Source organism: Rothia sp. (in: high G+C Gram-positive bacteria), assembly GCF_030540545.1.
Lineage (GTDB): Bacteria > Actinomycetota > Actinomycetes > Actinomycetales > Micrococcaceae > Rothia.
In genome coordinates this window covers 257,088-283,543 of record NZ_JAUNVZ010000003.1, presented here as the reverse complement: position 1 = coordinate 283,543, position 26,456 = coordinate 257,088, and the positions used below count along the sequence as shown (strand labels likewise).

Genomic DNA, 26,456 nt, shown 5'->3' with positions numbered 1-26,456 from the left:
CCCACCTCTGCCTCTCTCATGCTTATGCTTTTCCATGCTCCTCGCGGAAGGAGTCGACCTCCTGCTTGACCACCGAGTAGGCAATACCCGCAGAATAGCCACGGCGACCCAGCATACCCACCAGGCGACGCATGACCTTATCCCGCTCCGTACGATCCTCCAAATCCATAGACGGGCGCAGCTTCTTACGCACCAGCTCGGCAGCATCGGCACGCTCATCGGCATCCGTGCGCTGAGCCAAAGCCTCCTCGGCCATATCGCCCACAATACCGCGAGTCTTCAACTCCCTACGTAGAGCCGCGCGCGACAGCTTCTTACCTGAACCGCGCTGAGCCACAAAATCACGCGCATACTGGGCATCATCAATCAGATTCGCAGCCTGGAACTTATCCAGCAGAGGCTCAATCAAATCCGACTCGAAGCCCTTAGACTCCAGCTTGGCGCGCAGCTGCTGACGGCTCTTCGCAGAATACGCCAACTGGTTATACACAATCGTGCGCGCCTGCACATAGGGGTCAATCTCTTCCCTCTGACGACCACGCTTCTGCCCGGGCACGGCGGTGTTTTCCTCCGCCGCCAAACCGCGAATAAAAGCTTCTTCTTCAGGGGTTAGTGCTTCATTGAGGCTGGATCCTTCGGCAAAGAGCGGCTTGGAGGCGCGCTTAGATTTGGGTTTTTCCTCAGCCGGGCGCGCGCCAATTGCCGGAGCGTAGGGCGATTTCTCCGATTCTTTGAATCGGCGGAAGCCACGCTTACGGTCCGGGTTATAGCGGCGCTCATAGCGCTTTTTAGTATTCTTTGTGCTCTTAGGCGAGCTGCTCTCTTCGCTCTCCTGTTCCGATGAAGAATTGTCCGATGAAGAAGACGCCGGGCGCGCGGGAGCGTTTTCTGGGTCGGGAATATCCTCAGCCAGCCCCAAAGCCGCAGGATGCCACGCAGGGTACTCCCCCGTGCTCGGGAGTGTTCCGGGTGCTTTGCGGTTTTCAGATGCAGCCTTATGCGCGGTAGTCTGTGCAGGTTCGACAGAGCTTTTCGAAGCAACGGTTTTAGAACGAGTCTTTTGCGATGCCTGAGCGCGGGCTACCGGGCGGGACTCGGATACGTGTGCAGGCTTCTTATCAGGTGCAGATGTTTTAGAGCCAGGGGTTTTAGACCCAGATTCTATTGGCACAGCGCTCTGCTGAGCTGCGGCGCCAATGCCCAGTTCAGCCTGCTGCTGACGCAGGCGGCGCTTCCACGCGGGCATAGAGTCCAGGTCTTCGGCTGGTTCTAACGGTGCAACACTCTTAGGCTCTTCGGGCTCTACACTATCGGGTACAGCAAAATCGGGAGCTTCCGATTCGGGCAGCGCAAAACCGGGCTCGTAGCCCGCGTAGGGTTCTTCGGGAACCCGACTATCCGCCGGGGAATCATCCGAGAACGGTGCGTCAAAAACAGGAGGGCTAAAATCAAACTCCTGAATATAAAAATAGGGTTCGGAACCCGCTGCTTCAGGCACAACAGGCTCAGACTCAGCGACTTCAGAGATGTCAGGCTCAGAAATAACCGGCTCAAAAATCTCTACCGGCTCAGCCTGTGCAGAATCGGAAAGCAGAAAATCAGAGGAGACAGAATCAATAGGGGCAATATGAGCAGGCTCAAAACTCAGCGGCTCAGGCTCCGCACTATCTAACAGCGGGTCGGGAGTATAGCTCGCCAGCGGCACAATCTCTTCAGGTTCTACCGCTGCAAAAGAAGCGGAAATATTCAGCTCATCCACAGGCAAAAAACTCGGCGCCTCGGTCTCTTCTGCCTCCCAGGCAGAGCTGAGCCAATGGTCCTGATTGTTACCAGATTCAGCCACTATATCCTCCTCCCCTATGGTATAGATTCCCAACGCGAATACGCACCACTACTACCCTATCACTGATGCCAAGCACACCCAGCAGATAGCACAGCGTGGGGTGCCGCATTCACATGCGACACCCCACGCCATACACAACGCACCGGGGCGCGCCGTACCTATTAGGCTAGCTACACATTACAAGCTATAAGCCTACAGCTCATCCGAAAGCTCATCCAGAGGATCAGACTCAGCAGTAGCTGCCTCGCCCTCAACAGCCTCCGGCTCATCAGCTTCAATAATACCCAGCTTTACCAGGACCTTATGCTGCAGTTCCTCGGTCAGCTCAGGGTTGTCCTTGAGCAGCTTACGCACGTTCTCGCGGCCCTGACCCAGCTGCTCACCCTCATAGGTGAACCATGCGCCGGACTTCTTCACAATATCGTGATCCACCGCCAGGTCCAGAATGCCACCCTCAACGGAGATACCCTCACCGTAGAGAATGTCGAACTCAGCCTGCTTGAAGGGCGGAGCCATCTTATTCTTCACAACCTTAGCGCGAGTCTTCGCACCAATCGGGTTCGCGCCGTCCTTCAGAGTCTCAATACGGCGGATATCAATACGCACCGAAGCGTAGAACTTCAGAGCCTTACCACCGGTCGTGGTCTCAGGAGAACCAAAGAACACGCCGATCTTCTCACGCAGCTGGTTAATGAAAATTGCGGTAGTACCGGAAGACGCCAGGCGGCCGGTAATCTTACGCAGAGCCTGAGACATCAGACGAGCCTGAAGACCTACATGGGAATCACCCATATCGCCCTCAATTTCAGCCTTGGGAACCAGAGCCGCCACGGAGTCAACCACAATAATATCCACCGCGCCGGAACCAACCAGCACGTCCATGATCTCCAGAGCCTGCTCACCGGTATCCGGCTGAGAAACCAGTAGAGCGTCAATATCCACGCCCAGCTTAGCCGCATACTGAGGATCCAGAGCGTGCTCCGCATCGATGAATGCAGCCACGCCGCCAGCCTTCTGAGCGTTAGCCACAGCGTGCAGAGCCACGGTAGTCTTACCGGAAGATTCCGGACCGTAAATCTCGATCACACGACCGCGAGGCAGACCACCAATACCCAGTGCAGCATCCAGAGCAATAGCACCGGTGGGGATAACCTCCACCTGGGTGTTAGTCTTCTCGCCCAGGCGCATCACCGCGCCCTTGCCGTAGTTCTTTTCAATCTTTGCCATGGCGTCTGCAAGAGCCTTGGCGCGACCTTCTTCGGCAACACGGGTCACGGTCTGAACTTTAGAGTTCTTAGCCACTGTATATACCTTCTTCTTAAGTTTGATTCAGAGTTCATTCAGGGGCGGGTGCCCCCTGTTGCTTACTACTATAGGCACCCAAGCGGACAGGTTAAGCGGGTTCCCACAAATCTGTGGAAAAACCGGGCGAAAACTATCAAAACGGCGCCTCTGTGGATAAGTCTACCAAATATAGAACAGTTTTACGACTATATCGCACGTGTTTCCGGGAAAAATTTTCGATACTTTTCGAACACGCCCCGCTTCCCGGCGTCGGAGGCGCCCCTAGCGAGGCTTAATATCCGGCCCAAAACGGCGAGATTCCGGGACATCCTGCACAATACACACCTGCTCCCAGACAGTTCGAGGATCCACACCCGCGTCCAGTGCCTGCTGAACCGTGCAATCCCCCAGAGCACCCAAAACCAGGTCTTTTGCTAGAACACGAGCATAGGAAGCACCAAATTCATGCTCCATAAACACCCAAAATTCACTTAACTTCAACGCTCACCTCCGCTAACACAGCCCGAATATGACAGATTTAAGACAGGTTTATGACATAGTATGACACGCCCCTTGAGGCGCACACTTCGGAATGAGCGCCCATTCACTCAGGGCACAGAGAGGAGCCCGAGTCATTCGATACCGCTTCAGCACTGATATACCAACTCGGCGCTAAAGAACACCCGATACCCTCCCCACTACCGCAAGGCGTAACAAAAACGGGGCATAACAAAAGGCAGGTCAAACGACCTGCCCTCCGCTATCACATCAAAGCTTATGCCACGCTAGCCATCATGTACTGCTCAGACATCTCAGCCGGGATAGTATCCGGAACCTGAACGCCCTCAAGCATAGCCATACGATCAGAAACCTCACGCAGCATCTGGTACATCGGGATCTCCAACGCCTGGCAAATACCAGCCAGCAGCTCCGAAGACGCCTCCTTCTGACCGCGCTCAACCTCGCTCAAGTAACCCAGGGACACACGAGCCTTCTGGGAAACCTCACGCAGGGTACGACCCTGACGCTGGCGAACATCACGCAGTACCTCACCAATAGCCTGGCGCAGCGGCACTACCTTGGGCTCCTCAACCACAGGAACAGCCTGCACAGGTGCAGCGCTCTCAACTTCCATCCAGCGAGTAACACCGTTGATAGATACACGTTGCTTAGTCATAGCTTTAATCTCCTCTGTAGAGTAGTTCTGCCCAAACGGGTCTTATATCTGTTAAGCCTAGCCTATTTTTACGCTCTGAGCTAGGCGAGCGGTCACACCTGGACATCCTGCCCGCGTGTTACATCTATTAGAACATGCCAAGCTATGCCTTTATTCCCCCGCAGCTGAATGTTTCCTGAGAATATAACCTCCCCCGTTTGGGAGGCCTTAGCGCGTTTGGGACGTATCTGCTCCGTCCCAAACGCGCTAAGGTGCCCCACAACAGGTAAAACTAAGCTTCTAGAGCCTCAACCAGCACAGTCAGAGCCGCAAGAACCGACTGTGCTCGAATAGCTGCACGATCACCCTCAAAAGAGTACTCGCGAGCCAATACCCCCTCAGGGGTAGATAGGCCAATAAAGACAGTACCAACCGGCTTACCATCGTGCGGCTCGGGACCTGCCACACCGGTAGTCGATAGCGCGTATTGAGCACCGCACACTCGCGCCGCACCGGCAGCCATCTGCTGCGCAACACGCGCATCCACACTACCGGCCTGCGCTAAAAGAGTCTCGGACACACCGAGCACAGATGCCTTCACCGAAGAAGCGTAGGACACCACGCCACCCATAAAATACGCCGAAGCACCCGAGACGGTACAAATGGTTCCAGCGAGATCTCCGCTGGTCAGGGACTCAGCGGTTGCCAGGGTAATTCCGTGCTCAATAGCCAGCTCGTGTGCCCGCTGCACAGTCTGCTGGATCTGCTCATTCATCTGCTCTGCGTATACGCTCATGCTCTATGCCTTAGGGTTTTCGGCGTAATAGGCTGCGCGCAGTCGAGCCGCATCGCGCACATAGACCAGGCCGGTCCAGACGGTCATAAAGGTTGCCGCGCCCATAATAATCCAGCCGGGAATCAGCCATGCGGTGCCGAGCAGACCCAGCGGCAGCAACATAACCACAATGGCGACGGTCTGCAGCACGGTCTTAATTTTGCCGCCCTTATTTGCCGCCATCACACCGTATTTGATCACGAAGAGACGCATGATGGTAATGCCCCATTCGCGCAGCAGAATCAACGCGGTCACCCACCACCACAGCTCGCCCAGCATGGAAAGCACAATAAAAGCGGCGCCGGTAATGAACTTATCGGCGATCGGGTCGGCGATTTTGCCGAAGCTGGTAATCAGGTTACGCGAGCGCGCCAGGTAGCCATCCGCCCAGTCGGTAATCATGGCGGCAATGAAGATGCCCCAGGCTGCCCAGCGTGCGCCGGGGTTATCCGCGCCGAAGGTGCCGCCGGCGACCAGTGCCCAGATGAAGAAGGGTACGGCGATAATGCGCAGGGTGGTGAGGAAGTTCGGTAGGTTCCAGTTGGAGGCGGTGGGTGCGTCGCTCATTGCTCTTCTTTCCTGTCTGTGCTGGGGCTCGTGCCTGCCCTGTGGCGGCGTGGAGCTTTATACCCATGGTATCCCATTGATCTGTGCTTTCGGTGAGGGGAAGCTTTCGGGGAGGATGAGGGGCTAAGTGCCCCGCGAAGTGGTGAAGGATAGAGGAATGCGCTGTATCCCCAGCTTTCAGCTATGGGATACAGCGCATTATGAATCGAATCATGGGGTTTATTAACGCCCGGTCAGTACCTACCGCGCAGTCAGTACCTACCGCGCAGTCAGTGCCCAGGCATCTTCGCTACCCTCGTCGTCATCCTCATCAAGAATATCCAGAGGCTCACCGGCAGGAACCGCATTCGCGTAGGGGTCTGCAACAGGAGCCGGGGGCTCCTCGCCACGCACGCGCGCCAGAGCCGCCTCCAAATCCTCGGGGCGAACCAGCACTTCACGAGCCTTAGTACCCTCAGCCGGGCCCACAATACCCTGAGATTCCAGCAGATCCATCATGCGACCTGCCTTAGCGAAGCCCATGCGCAGCTTACGCTGCACAAAGGAAGTCGCACCGTACTGGGTGGTAACCACCAGCTCCACAGCACGCAGCAGATCCTCCAGATCCTCACCAATTTCGTCGTCAATCTGCTTCTTGGAATCGGCGGTGAGCACATCATCGCGGTACACGGTCGGAGCCTGTGCCTTCACATGCTCCACCACGGCGTGAATCTCCGACTCGGAAACCCAGGCACCCTGAACACGCACGGGCTTGGAGGCACCCATGGGCAGGAAGAGAGCGTCACCCTGACCGATGAGTTTCTCCGCGCCGGGCTGGTCGAGCACCACGCGCGAGTCGGTGACCGAGGAGGTCGCAAATGCCATACGCGAGGGCACATTCGCCTTAATCAGACCGGTGACCACATCCACCGAGGGACGCTGGGTTGCCAGCACCAGGTGAATACCGGCGGCACGCGCCAGCTGGGTGATACGCACAATGGCTTCTTCCACATCGCGTGGAGCAACCATCATCAAATCGGCAAGCTCATCCACAATCACCAGCAGGTAGGGGTATTCACGCAGCACGCGCTTGGAACCGGGCTCGGGCTGAACCTTACCCTCGCGCAGTGCCTTGTTGAAGTCGTCCACGTGCTTAAAGCCGTAGTGCGCCAGATCGTCATAGCGCGCGTCCATTTCACGCACAACCCATTGCAGTGCCTCGGCGGCCTTCTTCGGGTTGGTAATAATGGGCGTAATCAGGTGCGGAATACCCTCGTAGGCGGTCAGCTCCACGCGCTTGGGATCCACCATCACCAGGCGCACCTGGTCGGGGGTTGCGCGCATAAGAATCGAGGTGATCATGGAATTCACGAAGGAGGACTTACCCGCACCGGTTGCACCCGCCACGAGCATATGCGGCATTTTCGCCAGGTTTGCCAGCACAAAGCCGCCCTCGACGTCCTTGCCTACGCCCATGACCATGGGGTGGTGGTTGGCGTGCGCCTGGGAGGAACGCAGCACATCGCCCAGAGCCACGGTCTCACGGTCGGTATTGGGAATTTCAATACCAATGGCGGACTTGCCCGGAATGGGCGAAAGGATGCGCACTTCTTCACTTGCCACCGCGTAAGCAATATTTTTGCTCAGGGCGGTGACGCGCTCGACCTTAGTACCGGGGCTGAGCTCAATTTCGTAGCGGGTGACCGTGGGACCTCGGGAGAATCCGGTGACGGTTGCATCCACATTAAATTGTTCAAGCACGCTGGTCAGCGCTGCGACCACGCGCTGGTTCGCTTCGGAGGATTCCTTGGCGGGCGGGCCCGCTACGAGCATATCTTCTGCAGGCAGGGTGTAGGCGCCCGCGGAGGATTCCACGGTTTGCGCCGGACGCGCCGCTTCGGGGGCTGCGGGTCGGCTGTGGTCGCGGACAGCCGGAGCTGCCGGGCGAGCCGGGGTTTGCGGTGCCTGAGTCTGAGAAGCGGCGGTTCGCTGTGCCAGCTGAGCCTGCGCCAGGCGGGCTTCAGCCGCTGCACGCGCAGACTGGCTGCCCTGGGAACTCTGGGAGTTCTGAGCAACAGGATCAACCACCGGCTGCATGCGAGTTGCGGTGTCATCGCCTTCAGAAATCACCGGCTGCGGCTTGGTCTGAATCTGCGCAGAAGCGGAACCCTGAACGGAATCCTGTTCAAAAATATCGGCGTCGAATAGGCCATTCTGCGGCACTCGACCGTAATCACGAGCCGCCTGCTGTACCTGAGATAGGCGAGCTGCCGGAGCATCAGATTCCACATCGAAGAGTTCTGCCTGGCCTCGGGAGCCGGAGCGGCGCACAGCGTTTAGACGCTGGGGTCGGTTTGCCTGCTGAGCGCGAGTGCCAGAGGCGCTCTCCTGAACTTCCGGCTCCTGATGAGCTTCGGGCTCGGGGAAAGACTCAGCGACCATCGCCTGGACAAAGGCTTCATCCCCGGCGTACTCATCCAGGTTTGTATCCTGGCTCGAGGCAGGAGAATAGCCAAACCAGGACTTCACGCGAGCCAAGAGACCGCCACGAGCAGCCGGTGCGGTGCGCTCTCGAGCGCTCGGAGCCGGGGATGCCGGAGCCTCCAGATAGCTGCGATCATGCTCTTGGGCATTCAGATCCACGGTAGCACTCTCATCGGCTGCACGCGGGCTACGGGGTTGCTTCTCCCCCAGGGCAATACTCATCAGGTGCAGGGTGCGCGGCCAGAGCTGACGCACCGGGGTGGCGGTCATAATCATGACACCCACCAGGAAAATCAGGGCAATAATGACCCATTCCAGTACCGGCAGCTGACCGGCAAGGCGCGCAACGGGGGTGCCCAGCAGTACGCCAATAGCGCCGCCTCCTCGCCACACGCCGGCAAAACCGTCAGCAAAGCTGGGGTAGCCGGCGTTTTTGGCGAAGAAAATCGAGCAGGCAACCTGCATAAACGCCAAGCCGAGGGCAATGCGGTTGGTGCGCTGAACCTTATCGGGCTGACGGAAAATGCACCCGGCAAGCACCAGGGAGGAGACGGGCACGAAAATTGCACCCTGTCCAAAAATACCGGCGAGCAGGGTGTGCCATGCAGCAAGAGGCGCGTGAATAACCCAGGGCGCCGGTGCTTCCCTCCAGGCGTACCATTCCACGCCTGCGGTGATCAGACCGAATAAAAGAATCACCAGGGCACCGCTATCGCGACGAGCCGCCGGGTCCAAATCGGTGCGCACGGTGCCAATGGAGCGGAAAATACCGCCGATCATATGCGCCAGGTTCTGCCAGAACAGACTCAGGGCGCGAACAATCGGGTTCTGCTCGGGCTGCTGTTTTTTGGAGCGGCTCGAGCGGCTACGGCTAGTGCTCTTGGTGCTTTTCGTGTTTGTTTTCCGTGGAGCCATATATAAAGCTTAGCTACCTTATCGTGTGGTTATCAGGAATACGGCGAGTCTTCGAGTTCTCGCCTTTAACAGCATAAGCTCAAGCGGGCGGTTATGCACACGCTTGAGCTTATGGCTAAGGACTAATATATTACTTTGCGTCCTCGGTGGAGGTCTCAATCACCACGGGAACGATCATGGGCTTGCGGCGCAAACGACGCGAAATCCATGCACCGATGGTGCGGCGAACGATCTGCTGCAGCTGCTGCACGGTGTGTACCTTCTCGGGTGCACGGTGCAGTGCGTCCTCCAGGGCGGTGGTGATCTTCGGGGTGATTTCGTCAAAGACGGAGTCATCCTCGGCAATACCGCGGGCGTGAATATCCGGGCCGGTCACCACGCGCTTGGTCTTGCGGTCAATCACGGTCACAATGGACACGAAGCCCTCTTCACCCAGCACGCGGCGGTCCTTCAGATCGGACTCGGTCACTTCGCCCACGCTGCGGCCGTCAACGTAGAGGTACTCGCAGGGTACTTCGCCCACCACACGAGCCACGCCGTCCTTCAGATCCACGACCACGCCGGATTCACCCAGCAGCACGTTACGCTCGGGCACGCCGGTTTCCTTCGCTAGATCACCGTTGGCAATCAGGTGGCGGACCTCGCCGTGAACGGGCATAACGTTCTTGGGCTTGAGGATGTTGTAGCAGTAGATCAGCTCGCCTGCGGCTGCGTGACCGGAGACGTGAACCTTAGCATTGCCCTTGTGCACCACGTGTGCGCCCAGCTTCATCAGGGCATTAATAATGCGGTACACGCTGGTCTCATTACCCGGAATCAGGGAGGATGCGAGCACAATAGTATCGCCCGGCTCCACCTGAATCTTGTGGTCACCATTTGCCATGCGGGACAGTGCAGCCATGGGTTCACCCTGGCTACCGGTGCACATCATCACGATCTGGTTCGGCGGGTAATCCTCAACGTCCTTCAGATCCACCAGCAGACCCTCGGGCACCTTCAGGTAACCCATCTTCTCCGCGATGGTCATATTGCGGACCATGGAGCGACCCACGAACACGACCTTGCGGCCGCGCTCAGCGGCAGCGTCGAGCACCTGCTGCACGCGGTGCACATGCGAGGAGAAGGAAGCCACAACAATACGGCCGGTTGCGTCGCGGAAGACATTCGAGAGCACCGGACCAATATGCTTTTCGGTCGGGGTGAAGCCCGGAACCTCAGCGTTGGTGGAGTCCGGCAGGAACAGGTCCACGCCCTCTTCACCCAGGCGGGCAAAGTGGCGCAGGTCGGTCAGACGGTTATCCAGGGGCAGCTGGTCCATCTTGAAGTCACCGGTGTGCAGGACATTACCTGCAGCGGTGCGGATAAAGACAGCCAGTGCGTCCGGGATGGAGTGGTTGACCGCCACGAATTCGCATTCGAAGGGGCCAAAACGCTCCACCTGGTTTTCTGCCACAGCAAAAACGTAGGGGGTGATGCGGTGTTCCTTCAGCTTAGCTTCCACCAGCGCCAGGGTCAGCTTGGAGCCAACCAGGGGGATATCGGGGCGCTTGCGCAGCAGGTAGGGAACGGCACCAATATGGTCTTCGTGACCGTGGGTGAGGATCATGGCGACCACATCATCCAGGCGGTCCATAATGTAGCTGAAATCGGGCAGAATCAGGTCAACGCCGGGCTGGGACTCTTCGGGGAAGAGCACACCGCAGTCGACGATCAGCAGCTTGCCGTTGATTTCGTACACGGTCATATTACGACCGACTTCGCCCAGACCACCCAGGGGCACCACGCGCAGGGTGTCCTTCTTCAGCTTGGGAGGCAGGGGCAGATCAGCTTCAAATACGCTCATCTTTTTCTCCTTATGTATTTGTTAGTGATAGATGGCTTTCCACCTACCGGAAGTCTTTCTATCGCCCGTTTCTTCTTATGCCGGGCGGATGCGCGCTTGAGGCAGCGCGCGGGATGTGTCTGCGCGGCTCTACTTCTCTGCAGAGGCTTATGATCTTAAGTCTATGTGAGCCACGAGGGCTTAGGCGCCGGAATCACCCGTCGGCGTCTTGTTTCTGTCGGTAACTCTACTCGAGTATCTGTGTGTCATTCTGCTCGCTTCTCTCACAGGCGAGAAGCTCATATATCAAGAATACTTTATCTATCATACGCCATGGCTCGCCACAGGCCATAGGGGCTAGGGCACATTGGTCAGGCATTGAGCCCAGAGCGTGAGCGAATGCGCTCAGACCACGCCAAAACAGGCAAGGGCGGCAGAAAAGGAGCGGGTGCGGTTCGTAACGCTCCTGACACGTCACGATCCGCACCCATATGGCGCTTGAGCGCCAAGACTATTCTATTCTAGCGCACGCTGGAAGCAATTGCAGACGATGCAAGGTCCGCCATCATTGCTTCGAGTACTTCGGGCTCAGAATTCACGTGGGGCAGGCGCAGAACCGCACGGTCCAGCACGCCCTGAGCAGCCAGAATTTCCTTAGCTGCCACGCAACCGGGAGCGCGGCTCATGGTAGCGCGAACGATCGGAACCAGCTCCAGGTGCAGGCGCTGCGCCTCCACAAGATCCTGGGCCACCACTGCGTCAATCAGCTGGCGGAAGAGAGCAGGAGCCACGTGAGCGGTCACGGAGACAACACCCACGGCACCAATGGACATCCAGGGCAGCAGCAGACCGTCATCGCCACTGTAGTACTGCAGATCGGTGGTTGCCATCACCTCGGATGCGGCGCCCATATCGGCCTTAGCGTCCTTGACGGCAACAATGTTCTCGATCTTCGCCAGCTTACGGTAGGTCTCGGGAGCAATCGGGATACCCGCACGACCCGGAATATCGTAGAGCATCACCGGGGTCTTGGTTGCCTCGGCAACGGTCTTGAAGTGTGCGTAGACACCGGGCTGGGTCGGCTTATTGTAGTAGGGGGTCACGACCAGCAGGCCATCCACACCCACCTTTTCGGCGCGGTGAGCCAGCTCAATGGTGTGCGCGGTGTCGTTGGAGCCAACGCCCGCCACGATCTTGGCGCGCTCGCCCACGGTATCCTTGACGATCTGGAAAACGCGCTCGTTTTCGTCATCGGTCATGGTGGAGTATTCGCCGGTGGTACCGCAGACCACCAGGCCGTCGTGGCCATTATCGACCAGGTAGTTCGCCAGGTGTGCAACCTGGGCTTCATCCACCGAACCGTCGGCGGCGAAGGGAGTGACCATAGCGGTCAGTAGACGACCGAAGAAGGGCTGGGCAAAAGTACCGGTGTTACGTTCAGACATACTTAAAACACTACTCTCTTAAAACACCCCGCGGGGGCGAATCAGCAATATAGGGTAAAAATTTTTTCAAAAAGATGCGTGCGAAGTGCTCACATGAAGACGGATTCGCGATAATTTAGCGAGTATTCAGCTACCCATGAGCACCTCAGCGAATTATTCGGCGCTATCGGAACCCTCAGCACTATCAGCGCGCACATGAGCCGGGACCCTACCGCGATGCAGAGCAACCGCAGTACGCATGCTCTTACGCGCCTGCTTGCGCTCACCGCAGGCATCATAAAGGGTCGCCACATTAAACCAGGCGTAGGCAGAACCGGGGTTCTCAGCAGCAATAGCCGCGTACTTTTCAAACTCCGCTGCCGCAGCTTCTTTATCCACGCGGCCGCTGGGGGTACGAGGCAGAGTATCCTCCGGCAGCTCTCCTGCCGCCTCCATTTCATCGGCAAGGCGCTGCACGCGCAGACCAAAGAGTAGCTCTGCCACCAGCGCCCAGGCACCCAGCAGGGGCAGCACCATCAAGGCGATACCCATTGCCATATCCGCTGCGCCGCCGCGGCTCAAAAAGTTCGAACCCAGCTGCACGGTAGCCACCAGAGCCAGGGAGAGCAGAGCGCCCATAAAAGCGGTCAGTAGCTTACCCAGGCCCTTAGCCTCCACCAGGGTAAAGAGCGCAGCAAAAACCAGCACGCCGGTCATCGCCATACGCACGCCCTCTTCCAAGGGCAGGATATTAATCGTAACCAGCAGCAGAATCAGAGCGCAGCTAATCCACACGCTCACCGAGCGCCAAAACGGCGCCTTAGAGCTCTGTTGATTCTGTGCGGATGCAGAGTTCTCGGCGCTCATTTACAGCTCCATAAAGGCGTCAAGACCCACGCTCAGACCCGGGTGAGCAGCTACTTCACGCACGCCCAGCAGCACACCGGGCATAAAGGAGGCACGGTCAAAGGAGTCGTGGCGAATGGTCAGCAGCTGACCGGGATCACCCAGCAGAATCTCCTGGTGAGCGACCATACCGCGCAGACGCACCGCGTGCACGCTAATACCGTCCACCTTGGCGCCGCGCGAGTGGTCGGTATCGACCTCGGTAGCGTCCGGGCTTTCGCCCACGCCGGCAGCGGCGCGAGCGGCAGCCACCTTGCGAGCGGTGTGAACAGCGGTACCCGAGGGGGCGTCCACCTTATTGGGGTGGTGGATTTCAATAATCTCCACCGAGTCAAAGTACTGAGCTGCCTTGGCAGCAAACTCGGTAGCAAGAATAGAACCAATGGCAAAGTTCGGAGCAATCAGCACGCCCACACCGGGGTGCTCCGCCAGCAGATCGCGCAAACGAGCCTGCTTCTGCTCATCCCAACCGGTGGTACCCACAACCGCGTGCATACCGTGCTCAACGGCGAAACGAACATTCTCCTCGGAGGAGGAGGGAACGGTCAGGTCAATGACCACCTCGGCGCCGGCATCCACCAGCTGCTGCAGGTCATCGCCGCGACCCAGAGCAGCCACCAGATCCATATCGGCGGCGGTATTGACAGCCTTGACAGCCTCCGAGCCCATACGGCCTGCGGCCCCCAGAACAGCAACTTTCCAAATCTTCTCGCTCATCGCGCTCCCTATCTGAGCGGTGTTATGCACCGTGCCTTTATCTACGCCCTCTATTATCCCCCACCCGGGCAGCCAAAAATACCGCTGTACCCCATCTACCTGCGAAATATTCTATTCAGTCCGTAATATTTAGACTTATTTGACGTTTTGACCCCATTGGCGCCCAAAAAGATCGTGGGTTCCACACTCAAAACCTATAATGACTGAGTGGGCAAAAGAGCCCATCCGCCGCCGCTTTTTCTGTGGTGCATACCAACAAAATTGGGCGGTGTCTATCCACACACAGCACCGAACCGGAAGATAAGCATGCAAGCTCTCTTTAGCTCCTCGCTCCCTCCCGCCTACGGCAACCAGCGTTATATTATGCCCGGTCTGGACGGCCTGCGCGCTATTGCGGTGCTCATGGTCATGACCTACCACTTCTGGCCGCAGATTCTACCCGGCGGCATGATCGGTGTGGATATTTTCTTTGTTATCTCTGGCTTTTTGATTACCGCCCTGCTGCTCCGCGAAGGCGCCTACACCGGCCGTATTGCCCTGGGTTCCTTTTGGCTGCGCCGCGCTCGACGCCTGCTGCCCGCTATTGTGCTGCTCATTGTTATTATGGGCCCGATTGCGCTAAGTATTGGTGGAGATATTCAGGTGAACCTGGGACGTCAAATCCTGGGTGCTTTTACCTTTTCCTCCAATTGGCTCTCCATTGCCGCCGGAAATGATTATTTCGCCCAGACCACCCCGGAACTCTACACGAACTTCTGGTCTCTGGCAGTGGAAGAGCAATTCTATGTTCTCTGGCCGCTGATTCTTCTCTCTGCGGGTGTGCTGCTGCGCAAACGCTGGCGTGCCTTCCGCTGGGTTATCCTGGCTCTGCTGACCGCCTCCCTGCTCTGGGCCGGTTATCTGTCTCTGAGCTCTGCTCCCGTGAGCCGTATTTACTACGGCACCGACGCCCATATTTACGGTCTGCTGTTGGGTGCTTGGTTGGCGTTTATGCGCCCCTTCTCCCTGTACCCGCCGAGCGACCCGGCTATTGCAGAACGCGTGGCTCAGCCCTTCGGTCTGGTTGCCTTTGCTCGTGTGCTGCTGGGTTGGGGCTCCTTCTTCGCGCTCATTCCCCTGGCGCTATACCTGAGCGAGGCAAACCCCGCGACTATCCCCTGGGGTCTTGCGGCTGCCTCGGTGCTCACCTGCGGTATTATTCAGGCGATCCTGCCGGATATGCGCGCCGGCGCCTCTACCCTGCTGCGCGCCCTACTGAGTATTGCTCCCCTGCGTTGGGTGGGTGAGCGTTCCTACGGTCTGTACCTGTGGCATTGGCCGCTGGCTGTGGTGCTGCACTATAGCTGGGGTGCCGATAAGCCCGAGTGGGCGAATCTGCTGGTTTTGGCGGCAACCTTTATTATTGCGGCTCTGTCGTACCGCTGGGTGGAGACCCCGATTCGCCGCTGTGGCTTTAAGGGCGCCGCTTCCCGTGCGCTGGATGCCTTTGGTGCCGCGCGTTATAAGAGCGTGCATATGCTCCTTGCCTGCGCCCTGGTGCTCTCTTCTCTTGCCACCGCAACCGCTGTGGTGACCGCTCCGAGTATGACCGCCGCCCAGGCTGTGGTGGAGCAGGGTAAGCAGCGCAGCGCTGAGCGTGCCGCTGCCCGTGCCTCCTCTCGTGCTGCTAGCGCTTCGTCCTCTGCGAGTGCTTCTGCTACTCCTAGCGCCAGTGCTTCTGCGGATGCTAAGCCCAGTGCCTCTGCCTCTGCCAGCGCTTCGGCAAGCGCTAAGGCGTCTGAGACTCCGGCAGCCCCCGGTACCGTTAGCCGCGCGGATTCGGCGAAGGTGACCATTATTGGTGACTCCGTGGTGGAGGCGTCCACCGCCGATATTTACGATTTGCTGCCCGATGCCGCTCTGGATGCTAAGGAGGCGCGTACTATTGTGCACGCTCTGCCGCTGATTAAGAGCATGGCGTCCCAGGGTCAGCTGCGTAAGGTTGTGGTGCTTTCGGTGACCGCTAACTCCACCTATAGCACCGCTCAGTTGGAGCAGGTATTGGCGGCTCTGCCGGCTGATTCTAAGCTGGTGCTGGTGACCGGTCACGGCCCGGCGCGTTTGACCTGGATTGCACAATCCAATGCCTTGATTAAGGATTTTGCGGCGAAGAACTCTTCGCGTGTGGTCATTGCCGATTGGGATGCCGCCATCACCGAGGCTCTCAAGAGCGATCCTAGCCTGCTGGTCTCTGACGGCGTGCACCCTGAGGGTGCCGGTCAGGAGCTCTACGCTAAGGTGCTTACTCAGGGTGTTGCCCAAGCACTGAAATAGGCACATCCAAGCACTGAAGTAAACACCGCTAACTATATAAAAGCTCGGTCTCTTACCCGTTAGGGTAAGAGACCGAGCTTTTATATATACTCTGCCCTAGCGCCTTAGCGAACAATAGTGGTAATCATATCCTGCTCGCCCAAGAACGCAGCAAGCTCACGTACCTGTTCCGCGTCCACGGCGCGAATCTGCTCCAGCAGCTCATCGGTGCTATAGAACAGACCTGAATCCAGCTCCGCGCGGCCCAGGCGGGACATACGCGAACCCGAATCCTCGCTGCCGAGCACGGTGGAGCCAGCCAGCTGACCGCGCACCTTAATGAGCTCCTCATCGGTAATACCGGCTGCTGCCAGCTTATCGAATTCGTGGCTCATAATCTCGCGCACCTGCTCGGTCTTTGCCGGCAGGCAGCCGGCGTACATGCCGAAGTAGCCCGCGTCCGAGTAGGCTCCGGAGAAGGCAAAGGTGGAGTACGCTAGACCGCGCTTTTCGCGAATCTCCTGGAAGAGACGCGAGGACATGCCCGAACCGAAGGCGCTGGTGAGCACGCTCATGGCGTAGCGGCGGTCATCTCCTGCAATAATGCTCGGGCAGCCCATCACAATATTGGTCTGTTCAAAGCCCTTTTCTACCTCGCGCAGGGGCGAGATAGGCACAATACCGGAGTTGGTGCGCACGCGGCGCGGAGCCGGTGCTACGCCGTCCTGCAGCTCCCAGCCGTAGCGACGCAGTGCGTCCATCACCAGGGAAACAATGCGGGAATGCTCCAAGGAACCGGCGGCGGAAATCACCAGGCGGTCGGGGGTGTAGTAGCGCTTATAGTGCTCCCAGACGGCATCTCGCGGCACATCGGTAATTTCCTGCGGAGTGCCGCCAATGGGGCGACCCAGAGGATTTTCTCCCATGAGCTGCTCAATGAAGTTCTCAAAGGCAACATCGGTCGGGTCGTCCTGATCCATGGCGATTTCTTCCAGAATCACGCCGCGCTCCTGCTCCAGATCATTCGGAGCCAGCAGTGCGGAGGTGACCATATCGGTAATCACGTCAATGGCCATGGGCGCGTCATCATCCAGCACGCGCGCATAGTAGCAGGTGTGTTCCTTGGCGGTCAGGGCGTTGGATTCGCCGCCCACCGCGTCAAAGGAGGATGCAATATCCAGGGCGGTACGGCTGGAGGTTCCCTTAAAGAGCAGGTGCTCCAAGAAGTGGGTGGAGCCGAGCATGCCGCGGGCTTCATCGCGGGAGCCAACGCCCACCCAGAAGCCAATGGAGACACCGCGGGTACCGGGCATCTTTTCGGTAATCACGCGCACGCCGCCGGGCAGGATGGAGCGGCACACCTCATTACCGCCGGTGCCGGAGTAGATTAGACGACCGGTTTCGTAGTTGAGTTCTTCGCTGATATCGCCCAGCGCGAGCGGAAGTTCAATACTCATAAACTTTCTTCCTAAGTAATATCCCAGCTATATGCTAGCGCTTTGCCAGATGCTTATGGATACTTGCCGGCACTTCAAAAATGGGAATACGTAAACGCTTCGCAATAATATACATACCCAAAGGAACAACAACTCCCACGACGGTCAATACCACAAGATAGATACCATATCCAGTGATATGAGAACGCATCATTATAGATCGAACTGCACCAATCACAATTATATGAGCTAAGAATATAGGGAGTGATTGTTTCCCTAGATATGCAATCCATTCCGAGCCAGGAATCCTTGCCAGAACACACGCCAGCCCAATAATCGCACATGTTGCACTAATGCAAGCAACAAAACCCGCGAGCACCTGATCGTAGCCAACAGCATTCTCCGGATACACTGTAGGCGGAACAGCGGGGGTCAAGAAAAAGAAAATTAGAAATATTGCAAAACCTGCAATAGTTATACCCAAAATTTGGAAGGTCTTTAGGGCTTGAAGGAAGTTCGAAAGGCGCTTAAAGCCAATATTAACCCCTAGAATAAAGAAGATAAGCAAAGGCAGACCCTGCGTACCAATATATTTATCAAACCATCCCCAGGATAAAAATGCAAGAACTACAGCTATAAAAATCGCCGTGTATCCTAAAATATTTTTAGCCCAGACTTTCAGCAAGACGGAGTATACAGTGGCAAGCAAAAGCCAGGGGAAAAACCAGAGCTGCCCCTCTGGAACCCACAGCTTATAAAGATCGCTCCAAGAACTTGAAGAGTTACTGCCGCCCGGTAGGAGTAACTTCACACCAATTTGTAGAACCTGCCAAAGAGTGTACAAATAGAAAATTAAAATAACCCTAGAACGGAGGTACTCTAAAGTGCCATACTTTGTAATACTTTGCTGGACAAAAAGACCCGACAGAAAAGCAAATACAGATAGATGCCAAAAATAAAGAAAATGATCGAAAGGAACTTTAAACCATAGCACGCTATAAGTACCAAGCCCCGAAGCCCATATACCTCGATGCACATGGCCTAGTACTATTGCTATAATCGCGATGCCTTTCGCGATGTCTATCGTCATATCACGATTCTTCATTGGATAAATTTTATCTCTCTACACTGGCATCAAGTACTGACATATTTCATAAATCCACAGTTAGCACCATAGATTTATGGTTTGAACACAATTATAAAGCACATGCGCCGGGGTGTGTACCCCGACGCATGTACTCTATCGCTTATCGGTGCTTAGTTACGCACCGATGACAAGGATTACTCCTCGCCTGCTTCTTCCTCAGCGTCCACCACGGGAGCCAGGGAGAGCTTGCCACGATCGTCAATCTTGGTGATCTCCACCTGAACCTTCTGGCCCACGGAGAGAACGTCTTCAACATCGGCAACACGCTTGCCGTCGTTGAGCTTGCGCATCTCGGAGATGTGCAGCAGGCCATCCTTGCCCGGGGTCAGGGAGATGAACGCACCAAAGTCGGTGGTCTTCACCACGGTACCCAGGTAGCGTTCGCCAACCTCGGGAACCTGCGGGTTCGCAATGGCGTTCACAGCGGCACGAGCAGCCTCAGCGGAGGGGCCGTCGGTCGCGCCGATGAAGACGGTACCGTCCTCTTCAATGGAGATATCCGCGCCGGTCTCTTCCTGGATCTGGTTAATGGTCTTACCCTTAGGACCAATCACCTCACCAATCTTGGCAACGGGGATCTTCACCGAGATAATACGCGGTGCGAACGGGCTCATCTCATCGGGAGCGTCAATAGCTGCGGTGAGAACCTCCAGGATGTGCAGGCGAGCCTCGCGTGCCTGGGTCAGTGCGCCAGCCAGCACGGATGCGGGGATACCGTCCAGCTTGGTGTCCAGCTGAATTGCGGTCACGAATTCCTCGGTACCTGCAACCTTGAAGTCCATATCGCCCAGTGCGTCTTCAGCACCCAGGATATCGGTCAGTGCTGCGTAGCGGGTTTCGCCGTCGACCTCATCGGAGACCAGACCCATAGCGATACCTGCCACGGGTGCGCGCAGGGGCACACCGGCATTCAGCAGGGACAGGGTGGACGCACATACGGAGCCCATGGAGGTCGAGCCGTTGGAGCCCAGAGCCTCGGAAACCTGGCGGATTGCGTAGGGGAATTCCTCGCGGCTGGGCAGAATCGGGGTGATTGCGCGCTCAGCCAGTGCACCGTGACCGATTTCGCGGCGCTTGGGCGAACCCACACGACCGGTCTCACCGGTGGAGTAGGGCGGGAAGTTGTAGTGGTGAATATAGCGCTTGGTTTTGACCGGGTGCAGGGAGTCCAGCTGCTGCTCAAGCTTGAGCATATTCAGGGTGGTTACGCCCATAATCTGGGTTTCGCCACGCTCGAAGATTGCCGAACCGTGCACGCGGGGCAGAACCTCAACCTCAGCGGTCAGCTGGCGGATATCGGTCAGGCCGCGGCCGTCAATACGCACCTGCTCGGTGAGGATGCGCTGGCGCACGGTGTACTTGGTCAGGGCAGCAAATGCTACGGAGACCTCGTTGGCGCGCTCTTCAAATTCCTTACCTTCGCCGGTCAGAGCCTCGAAGAGCTCTGCTTCCAGCTCAGCTGCTGCTGCTTCGCGATCCTGCTTGCCCGCGATGGAGTAAACTTCCTTCAGACGCTCGCCTGCGAATGCCTTCACAGCTTCGTCAACGTCTTCGCCGTGGCCGCCGAAGTAGGGCAGATCCAGGGCGGGCTTGCCTGCGCGAGCCACCAAATCAGCCTGCGCGCGGCACAGTGCTGCAATGAAGGGCTTTGCTGCTTCCAGACCCTCAGCTACGACCTCTTCGGTGGGAGCCTTGTGGCCCTCACCCTTAATCAAGTTCCAGGAGGAGTCGGTTGCTTCTGCCTCAACCATCATAATTGCGACGTCTTCGCTACCGTCAGCCTTGGTGACAATACGACCTGCAACAGCCATATCGAACACAGCGTTTTCCAGCTGGGAGTACTTGGGGAAGCACACCCACTGACCCTCGATCAGCGCCATGCGCACGCCGCCGACCGGGCCGTTGAAGGGCGCGCCGGACAGGCTGGTGGATGCGGATGCCGCGTTAATTGCGAAGGTGTTGTAAATTTCGTCCGGCTCAATGGTCAGAACGGTAACAACAACCTGCACCTCATTGCGGATACCCTTGGTGAATGCCGGGCGCAGGGGGCGGTCGATCAGACGAGCTGCCAGCACAGCCTCGGTTGCGGGGCGGCCTTCGCGGCGGAAGAACGAGCCGGGTATCTTACCTGCTGCGTACATGCGCTCTTCCACATCCACGGTCAGGGGGAAGAAGTCGAAGCCTTCGCGGGGGCTCTTACCCACGGTGGTTGCCGAGAGCAGGGTGGTTTCTTCGTCGATGGTGACCAGCACGGAGCCGGATGCCTGCTTTGCCAGGCGGCCGGTTTCGAAGCGCACATGACGCTTACCGAAACGACCGTTGTCTATTTCTACTTCAGAAAACTGAATTTCGGGACCTTCCACGGTTCCTTCTTTCTCTTGAATGAAGGGCTTTTAGCGTGTTCGGCCATCGATAGGAACACTCGAAACTGTAATAATTCAGGCTTCGCGTATTGCTACCGAGGACCGCCGCACATGGGATAAAAGCCCTTCGGATTACATATTTTTAGCCGCTCAAGCGGGCTAGGCGCTATGAGTGCGCGATACACACTGTATATAGTGCGCGATACGCACAACGGGCGTACTCCCCCGGCGCGAAGGCTAGAGGATGTACACCCGCAGTCACGAACACCTTATCGGCGCAGACCCAGACGCTCAATCAGCGAACGGTAGCGCTCAATGTCAACGCTCTTGAGGTAGCCGAGCATATTGCGACGACGACCCACCAGGATCATCAGGCCACGACGAGAGTGGTGATCGTGCTTGTGGAACTTCAGGTGCTCGGTCAGGTCGGAGATACGACGAGACAGAACTGCAATCTGAACCTCGGGAGAACCGGTGTCGCCCTCGTGAGTTGCGTATTCCTTGATAATTTCCTGCTTGATTGCGGGATCCAGTGCCACTTTTAACTCCTAGAGTTAGTGCCGCGTAGCTGCCCGAATGTCTTTTGACACCGGGGGTTGGGCGATGCGCCCCAAACGTTCTCTGCCGCGGACTGCAGAAACGCGCATTCTTCTAGTGTAAAGCATTTGGGCGGTGTGTGCACGGGTTTATGCCGAACAGAACAATATACCCCGCACCGGGCGCACAGCGTCACACGATTTAGACCGGGTCGGAAGTATAGCTAACCGTACCCCAGGGCGAAGTAATCGTAACCCGATATTGCACCGGAATATTGGTAGCTTTAGCCTTGGCCGCATCCCCGTAACTGGTGGGACGCAAATAGGTCATAATCTGAATGCCGTGGTTAGAAATACCCGCCTCAACACTCGTAATATTGGATTTGAGTTCCACATCCCAGCTCCAGCCATCCCGCCCGGTGGCGGTGGTGTAATGGGTGCCGTAGCCGTAGAGACCATCGGAGTTTTTAGCAGCAGTGTAGCCCTCAAAATTCAGGTATCGGCCATAACCATGCACGGTGGGACTAATATAACCGGGTTCAAGCTGCACCACCGGAGGATTTGCTCCCTTACCCTTATAGCCGGTGGCGGTGGTCATTTTATTATTACGGATGGCGTCGCCACCACCAACCACCACCTTGGCGCTACCGAGCGTGGTGCCGGTGGGAGTAGGTGCATACACCACATCCCCTGCAATATTTTCAATGGTGATGTGGAATCGTGCTCCCTGACCCACACCGTCCACACCGTCTACCGAACTGAAGTCGGCGCCACCGTTAAACCCCATGACTTCTTTGGGCGCATTGGCCGGGTAGACGGGCGGGAAAACAGCACCGGCCGGCGTATCGGCCGGGTCGTGATAGCCCATGGAGGCGGTGGAGCTGGCATTGGTGTACTGCATATCTGCGGTGCCATTGCCCAGATTGCTGGTGGGGTACATAATCCAGGTGTAGGTGGCGGCTTTCGTACCGTTAAATTTCTGGTCTGCGGCCTTGGAGGCGCGGGGCAGCACAATAATCTGGCCGTAGTTTTCACCCGTTGCGCTGGCGGCGTAGGCCGGGACGGCGGCACTAGCAGCGATGACGGGTGCCGCCCAGAGAGCCTGCGTCATCTGGCGGCGCGATATACGGGAAGAGATACCGGGCACGAACTATAATCCTTGAGTGTAAGAGTGAGGTACGGTGTACGGCGCCGAGGCGTTGAGTGAGAAGAACACCGACGCGCTACTATGAAGCCTAAAATAGCTTCTGACGCCCTGTCAATAAAATTGAGCCTGACCACCAGCCCCATTCAAAAATAACCGCCCCATCAACAGAGCGCACACCCCGGGCAAAAACACCGGTGCTCCTCTCTCCCCTACCCCATGCACACTACGGAACGTTACAAACCATAAAGAATCGGGGCAGGTTACCCCACCCCGATTTCTTCACACTTTGAACAACTAGCTCTTCAGACTCTGCGCAGAAGACGCACCGGCAGATCCGCGCACCGCAAACGCATAATAGGCGCCCAAGAGAAGGCACCACACCAGCCCAGTCACCAGCGCCAAACGCGTATCCTCAAAGAACGCAAAAAGCACGACAACCGCGAGCATAAAGGCCAATGCCGCGTAGCTTGCCCACAGGGGCAAACGTACCGGCTGCACCTGTGTATCGTGCCCGCCGCGCTTATAGGCAATATGGGAGAGCAGAATCATCACCCACACCAGCACGGTCGCGAAAGTCGCCAGGGAGGCAACCACCACAAACGCATCCTCAAATAGAGCGTTCATGATCACGCCCACCGCAAGCACCAGCACCATCATGATGGTGGTCATCCAAGGTGCACCATTCTTACTCAAACGGCTAAAAGCACGCGGCGCCAGCCCCTGCTGTGCCAGGCCGTAAAGCATACGCCCGGCACCGTACACATCAGCATTCAACGCAGAAATAGCGGCAGTAATAATCACCGCGTTCAAAATATCGGCTGCGAAAGGAACACCCAGGGAAGAGAAAATCTGCACAAAAGGCGAATTGCTCTTCGACACCGAATACCAGGGGTACAGGGACATAATGATGCTCAGCGTCAGCACATAGAAGAGCAGAATGCGGAAAGGCACCGTGCGGATTGCCTTCGGAATCGACACGCGCGGGTTCTTCGCCTCACCGGCGGCAATACCGATCGTTTCAATACCACCGAAGGCAAACATCACCACGGTAAAGCAGGCTAAGAAACCCTGCCACCCGTTGGCGAAGAAACCGCCCTGGGTGCCGCCGCCACCGTGGGCAGCGTCCGGCAGAGCCCAGAGGTTGGTGACGCTCGGTGCCACCTCGGTGTGGGTGTGAATACCCAGTAGCAGCAGTGCCAGACCGCCACAAATCATGGCAATAATGGCACTGACCTTAATAAGTGTGAACCAGAATTCCGTTTCACCAAAGGCCTTGACCTTGGTCAGGTTGACCGCCAGCAGAATCAGCAGCACCGAGACAATCCAGATCCAGCTGGGCGTGCCGGGGAACCAGAACTGCATATAGATCGCAAAAGCGCTCACATCGGCAATAGCCACCAGCGCCATTTCCAGGGCATAGGACCAGCCGGTCACAAACCCTGCCCAGGGTCCCAGATAGCGGGTGGCGTACTCCGAAAAGGCGCCCGCCACCGGGTGTGCCAAAGCCAACTCGCCCATGGCGCGCATGACCATAAAGACCGCGGCGCCACCAATCATATAGGCCAGTACTACGGAGGGACCGGCTGCTTGAATGGCGGAGGCGGAGCCGTAAAACAAACCCGTACCGATCGCCGAACCCAAAGCAATAAACATAATATGGCGCAGCGAAAGCATACGGGTTAGCTGCTGATCACTGGGTTGAGTTTGCGATGTTGTCATAAGTCCTAAAGTTCTACGAGGATTGTCAAAAGATAAGCTACGAAAAAGCAAGAGGCGGGAACCGGTTACACCGTCTCCCGCCTATCGCCGTTAAACTACAGCTTATTTACGCTTTGCACGCCCAAAAATGAGGGAAGCAAAAGCCGTCACACCTGCAACAGTGTACACGGCGGGCCATGCACCAATCTTCTTTGCCAGCGGATGCGCAGCACCGAAGGCACCAAAGTACAGGGCGGTCAGGAACGAAGCACGGGGCGCACCGGCACGGCGCTTCCAATTCTTATGAGCCAGCACACCGGCCAAAGCCAGGGTGGCACCGCCCAGAGGACGAATCTTGGTTGCGCTAGTGACCTTGTAGCCACCAATCAGGCCTGCTGCCGACAGCAGCGTGGGGTTGAGCTTCATATCCTGCTCCTTTACGAGGTATAGAAGAATGTCATCTTTACGTTAGCTAGCTTACTACAAGCCGGGCAGCTAAACCTAACCGCACCAGCATGCAGCTTCCTCTAGCTAAAATCCAGCTGTAAATCCGGCAGCTCGGTACCGGTCCACAGCTCAGCAGCGCACTGCAGGGCGTAACGCGCCGAACGAGGAGCCACAATGTCAATAGACATATGGAAATCCTGATCCGCCGCAGGACCGCACAAATCCGATACGCAACGCACACCAATAAAGGGCACACGGTAGTTAGAGCACACCTGCGCAATAGCGGTGGTTTCCATATCGGTGCTCAGCGCGGTGGGGAAAGCCTCGCGAGTATCGGCAACATTATGAGCGGTCACAAAGGAGTTACCCGCCAGCATACGACCGGCGTACACAGCCCACTGCTCGCCGCGGCGTGCTTCCAGGGAGTTCACCGCCTGCTCGGCTGCCTCAGCCCACAGGGCGCTGACCGCGTCGTAGCTTTCGGGCATACCCGGCAGCTGGCCGCGCTTATAGCCAAAGGCGGTCGCATCCGCATCGGTGTAGGTGTAGTCATTGCCGACCACAATATCGCCCACATTAATGCTGGACGCCAGGCCGCCCGCGGTACCGGCGCTAATATAGCCCAGGCAAGAGTTCACATAGCTCAGAGCCTCAGTCGCCGCAGATGCCGCATTAACCAAACCAATCTTGGAGCGCACCATAAGCACGGGCACGCGCTCCTTGCCGACCTTCAGGTAGCGGGGGTGGAATTCCGCCACGCCCTCGCTAAAGGAAGGGAACGCTTCCGAGGTAGCAGCCAGGAAGGGAGCGAGCTCCTCATCCATTGCCACCTGAATAATCACGGCGGTGGAGAAGCTCTCCATCATTGCCGAAACGGTGGAGAACTCAGCGTAGCTATCGCTAAAAATCTGCTCGGGGTTAATATCGCCGGCGCCCAGCACGCCGTTTTCGCTCAGGCCGAAGGGATCCACGCTCATTATGCCATCACCTGTTCCCACTCATTGCGAGCAGCCAGGAAGGTGCGCGCAGCATCCTGAGCTGCCTGCAGGGAGTGGTTAGCACCCCAACCGCACTGTACTTCGTTGGCTGCCGGAACCTCGGTAGCCTCCAGGATATCCTTCATGGTTGATTCGAGAATGGGGAAGAATTCTTCCGGCTCCAGGCCCAGGGTCAGGGCGTAAAAACCGGTCTGGCAACCCATGGGGGAAAAATCGATCAGCTTATCGGTGTGATTGCGCATATGCTCAGCGCTCAGGTGCTCAATGGAGTGTACGGCGGGCATCTCAAGGTGCGCCTTATTGGGCTGGGTAAAGCGAATATCGTACTTAATCAGGGTATCGCCCCCGGGCAGCACCTTACGGTCAGCGATGCGCACATAGGGGGCCGCCACCGCACGGTGGTCCAGGTTAAAGGATTCAACGTTCATTTTCTGCATGCTTCTATTCTCCCTTAAATCAT

21 protein-coding genes are annotated in these 26,456 nt (G+C 57.2%); 1 reads left to right on the top strand and 20 read right to left on the bottom strand.

Annotated elements, in window-relative coordinates:
- Window positions 1-22: 22 nt before the first annotated feature.
- The 11 genes from Q4P78_RS04295 to dapB form a co-directional block, all read right to left on the bottom strand.
- Window positions 23-1,843, bottom strand: coding sequence for a regulatory protein RecX (locus tag Q4P78_RS04295; protein WP_303339081.1), 1,821 nt, complete (start codon window positions 1,841-1,843; stop codon window positions 23-25).
- A 192-nt stretch (window positions 1,844-2,035) separates the two neighbouring features.
- Window positions 2,036-3,145 carry a recombinase RecA gene (gene recA / locus Q4P78_RS04290; protein ID WP_303339080.1) on the bottom strand — a complete coding sequence of 370 codons (1,110 nt, stop codon included), beginning with the start codon at window positions 3,143-3,145 and terminating at the stop codon, window positions 2,036-2,038.
- A gap of 264 nt (window positions 3,146-3,409) precedes the next feature.
- Window positions 3,410-3,628: a DUF3046 domain-containing protein gene (locus Q4P78_RS04285; protein ID WP_303339079.1), complete on the bottom strand. Its 219-nt coding sequence runs from the start codon at window positions 3,626-3,628 to the stop codon at window positions 3,410-3,412.
- A gap of 274 nt (window positions 3,629-3,902) precedes the next feature.
- Window positions 3,903-4,304, bottom strand: a complete 402-nt coding sequence (locus Q4P78_RS04280; protein ID WP_303339078.1) for a helix-turn-helix domain-containing protein — start codon at window positions 4,302-4,304, stop codon at window positions 3,903-3,905.
- 271 nt (window positions 4,305-4,575) lie between these two features.
- Window positions 4,576-5,079 carry a CinA family protein gene (locus Q4P78_RS04275; protein ID WP_368660894.1) on the bottom strand — a complete coding sequence of 168 codons (504 nt, stop codon included), beginning with the start codon at window positions 5,077-5,079 and terminating at the stop codon, window positions 4,576-4,578.
- 3 nt (window positions 5,080-5,082) lie between these two features.
- Window positions 5,083-5,685: a CDP-diacylglycerol--glycerol-3-phosphate 3-phosphatidyltransferase gene (gene pgsA / locus Q4P78_RS04270; protein WP_303339077.1), complete on the bottom strand. Its 603-nt coding sequence runs from the start codon at window positions 5,683-5,685 to the stop codon at window positions 5,083-5,085.
- Between the two features lie 258 nt (window positions 5,686-5,943).
- Entirely contained in the window at window positions 5,944-9,063 is a 3,120-nt protein-coding gene (locus tag Q4P78_RS04265) for a DNA translocase FtsK (RefSeq protein ID WP_303339076.1), read from the bottom strand.
- A 130-nt stretch (window positions 9,064-9,193) separates the two neighbouring features.
- Entirely contained in the window at window positions 9,194-10,906 is a 1,713-nt protein-coding gene (locus Q4P78_RS04260) for a ribonuclease J (protein WP_303339075.1), read from the bottom strand.
- 500 nt (window positions 10,907-11,406) lie between these two features.
- Entirely contained in the window at window positions 11,407-12,330 is a 924-nt protein-coding gene (dapA, locus tag Q4P78_RS04255) for a 4-hydroxy-tetrahydrodipicolinate synthase (RefSeq protein ID WP_303339074.1), read from the bottom strand.
- A 153-nt stretch (window positions 12,331-12,483) separates the two neighbouring features.
- Window positions 12,484-13,176, bottom strand: a complete 693-nt coding sequence (locus tag Q4P78_RS04250) for a hypothetical protein (RefSeq protein WP_303339073.1) — start codon at window positions 13,174-13,176, stop codon at window positions 12,484-12,486.
- Window positions 13,177-13,932, bottom strand: a complete 756-nt coding sequence (gene dapB, locus Q4P78_RS04245) for a 4-hydroxy-tetrahydrodipicolinate reductase (protein ID WP_303339072.1) — start codon at window positions 13,930-13,932, stop codon at window positions 13,177-13,179.
- A gap of 306 nt (window positions 13,933-14,238) precedes the next feature.
- On the opposite strand from dapB, the gene Q4P78_RS04240 reads away from it, so the two are divergent.
- Entirely contained in the window at window positions 14,239-16,245 is a 2,007-nt protein-coding gene (locus tag Q4P78_RS04240) for an acyltransferase family protein (RefSeq protein ID WP_303339071.1), read from the top strand.
- Window positions 16,246-16,349: 104 nt separating this feature from the next.
- Here Q4P78_RS04240 and Q4P78_RS04235 read toward each other — a convergent pair whose 3' ends face one another.
- The 9 genes from Q4P78_RS04235 to Q4P78_RS04195 form a co-directional block, all read right to left on the bottom strand.
- A complete protein-coding gene (locus Q4P78_RS04235; protein WP_303339070.1) occupies window positions 16,350-17,681 on the bottom strand; it encodes a pitrilysin family protein in 1,332 nt (443 codons plus the stop codon).
- Between the two features lie 34 nt (window positions 17,682-17,715).
- Window positions 17,716-18,750, bottom strand: a complete 1,035-nt coding sequence (locus tag Q4P78_RS04230; protein ID WP_303339069.1) for an acyltransferase family protein — start codon at window positions 18,748-18,750, stop codon at window positions 17,716-17,718.
- 191 nt (window positions 18,751-18,941) lie between these two features.
- Complete coding sequence (locus Q4P78_RS04225) at window positions 18,942-21,170, bottom strand: polyribonucleotide nucleotidyltransferase (RefSeq protein WP_303339068.1); 2,229 nt, start codon at window positions 21,168-21,170, stop codon at window positions 18,942-18,944.
- 269 nt (window positions 21,171-21,439) lie between these two features.
- On the bottom strand, window positions 21,440-21,709 hold the full coding sequence (rpsO, locus tag Q4P78_RS04220) for a 30S ribosomal protein S15 (protein ID WP_049332781.1): 270 nt from the start codon (window positions 21,707-21,709) through the stop codon (window positions 21,440-21,442).
- A 199-nt stretch (window positions 21,710-21,908) separates the two neighbouring features.
- Window positions 21,909-22,853, bottom strand: coding sequence for a hypothetical protein (locus tag Q4P78_RS04215; protein WP_303339064.1), 945 nt, complete (start codon window positions 22,851-22,853; stop codon window positions 21,909-21,911).
- 294 nt (window positions 22,854-23,147) lie between these two features.
- The gene (locus Q4P78_RS04210; RefSeq protein ID WP_303339063.1) at window positions 23,148-24,572 is read right to left on the bottom strand and encodes an amino acid permease; all 1,425 of its coding nucleotides are present in this window, start codon (window positions 24,570-24,572) and stop codon (window positions 23,148-23,150) included.
- Window positions 24,573-24,674: 102 nt separating this feature from the next.
- The gene (locus Q4P78_RS04205; RefSeq protein ID WP_303339062.1) at window positions 24,675-24,977 is read right to left on the bottom strand and encodes a hypothetical protein; all 303 of its coding nucleotides are present in this window, start codon (window positions 24,975-24,977) and stop codon (window positions 24,675-24,677) included.
- Between the two features lie 101 nt (window positions 24,978-25,078).
- Complete coding sequence (mtnN, locus tag Q4P78_RS04200; protein ID WP_368660893.1) at window positions 25,079-25,975, bottom strand: 5'-methylthioadenosine/S-adenosylhomocysteine nucleosidase; 897 nt, start codon at window positions 25,973-25,975, stop codon at window positions 25,079-25,081.
- A complete protein-coding gene (locus tag Q4P78_RS04195; RefSeq protein WP_303339061.1) occupies window positions 25,975-26,433 on the bottom strand; it encodes an S-ribosylhomocysteine lyase in 459 nt (152 codons plus the stop codon). The genes mtnN and Q4P78_RS04195 overlap by 1 nt, the downstream gene beginning before the upstream one ends.
- Window positions 26,434-26,456: the final 23 nt, after the last annotated feature.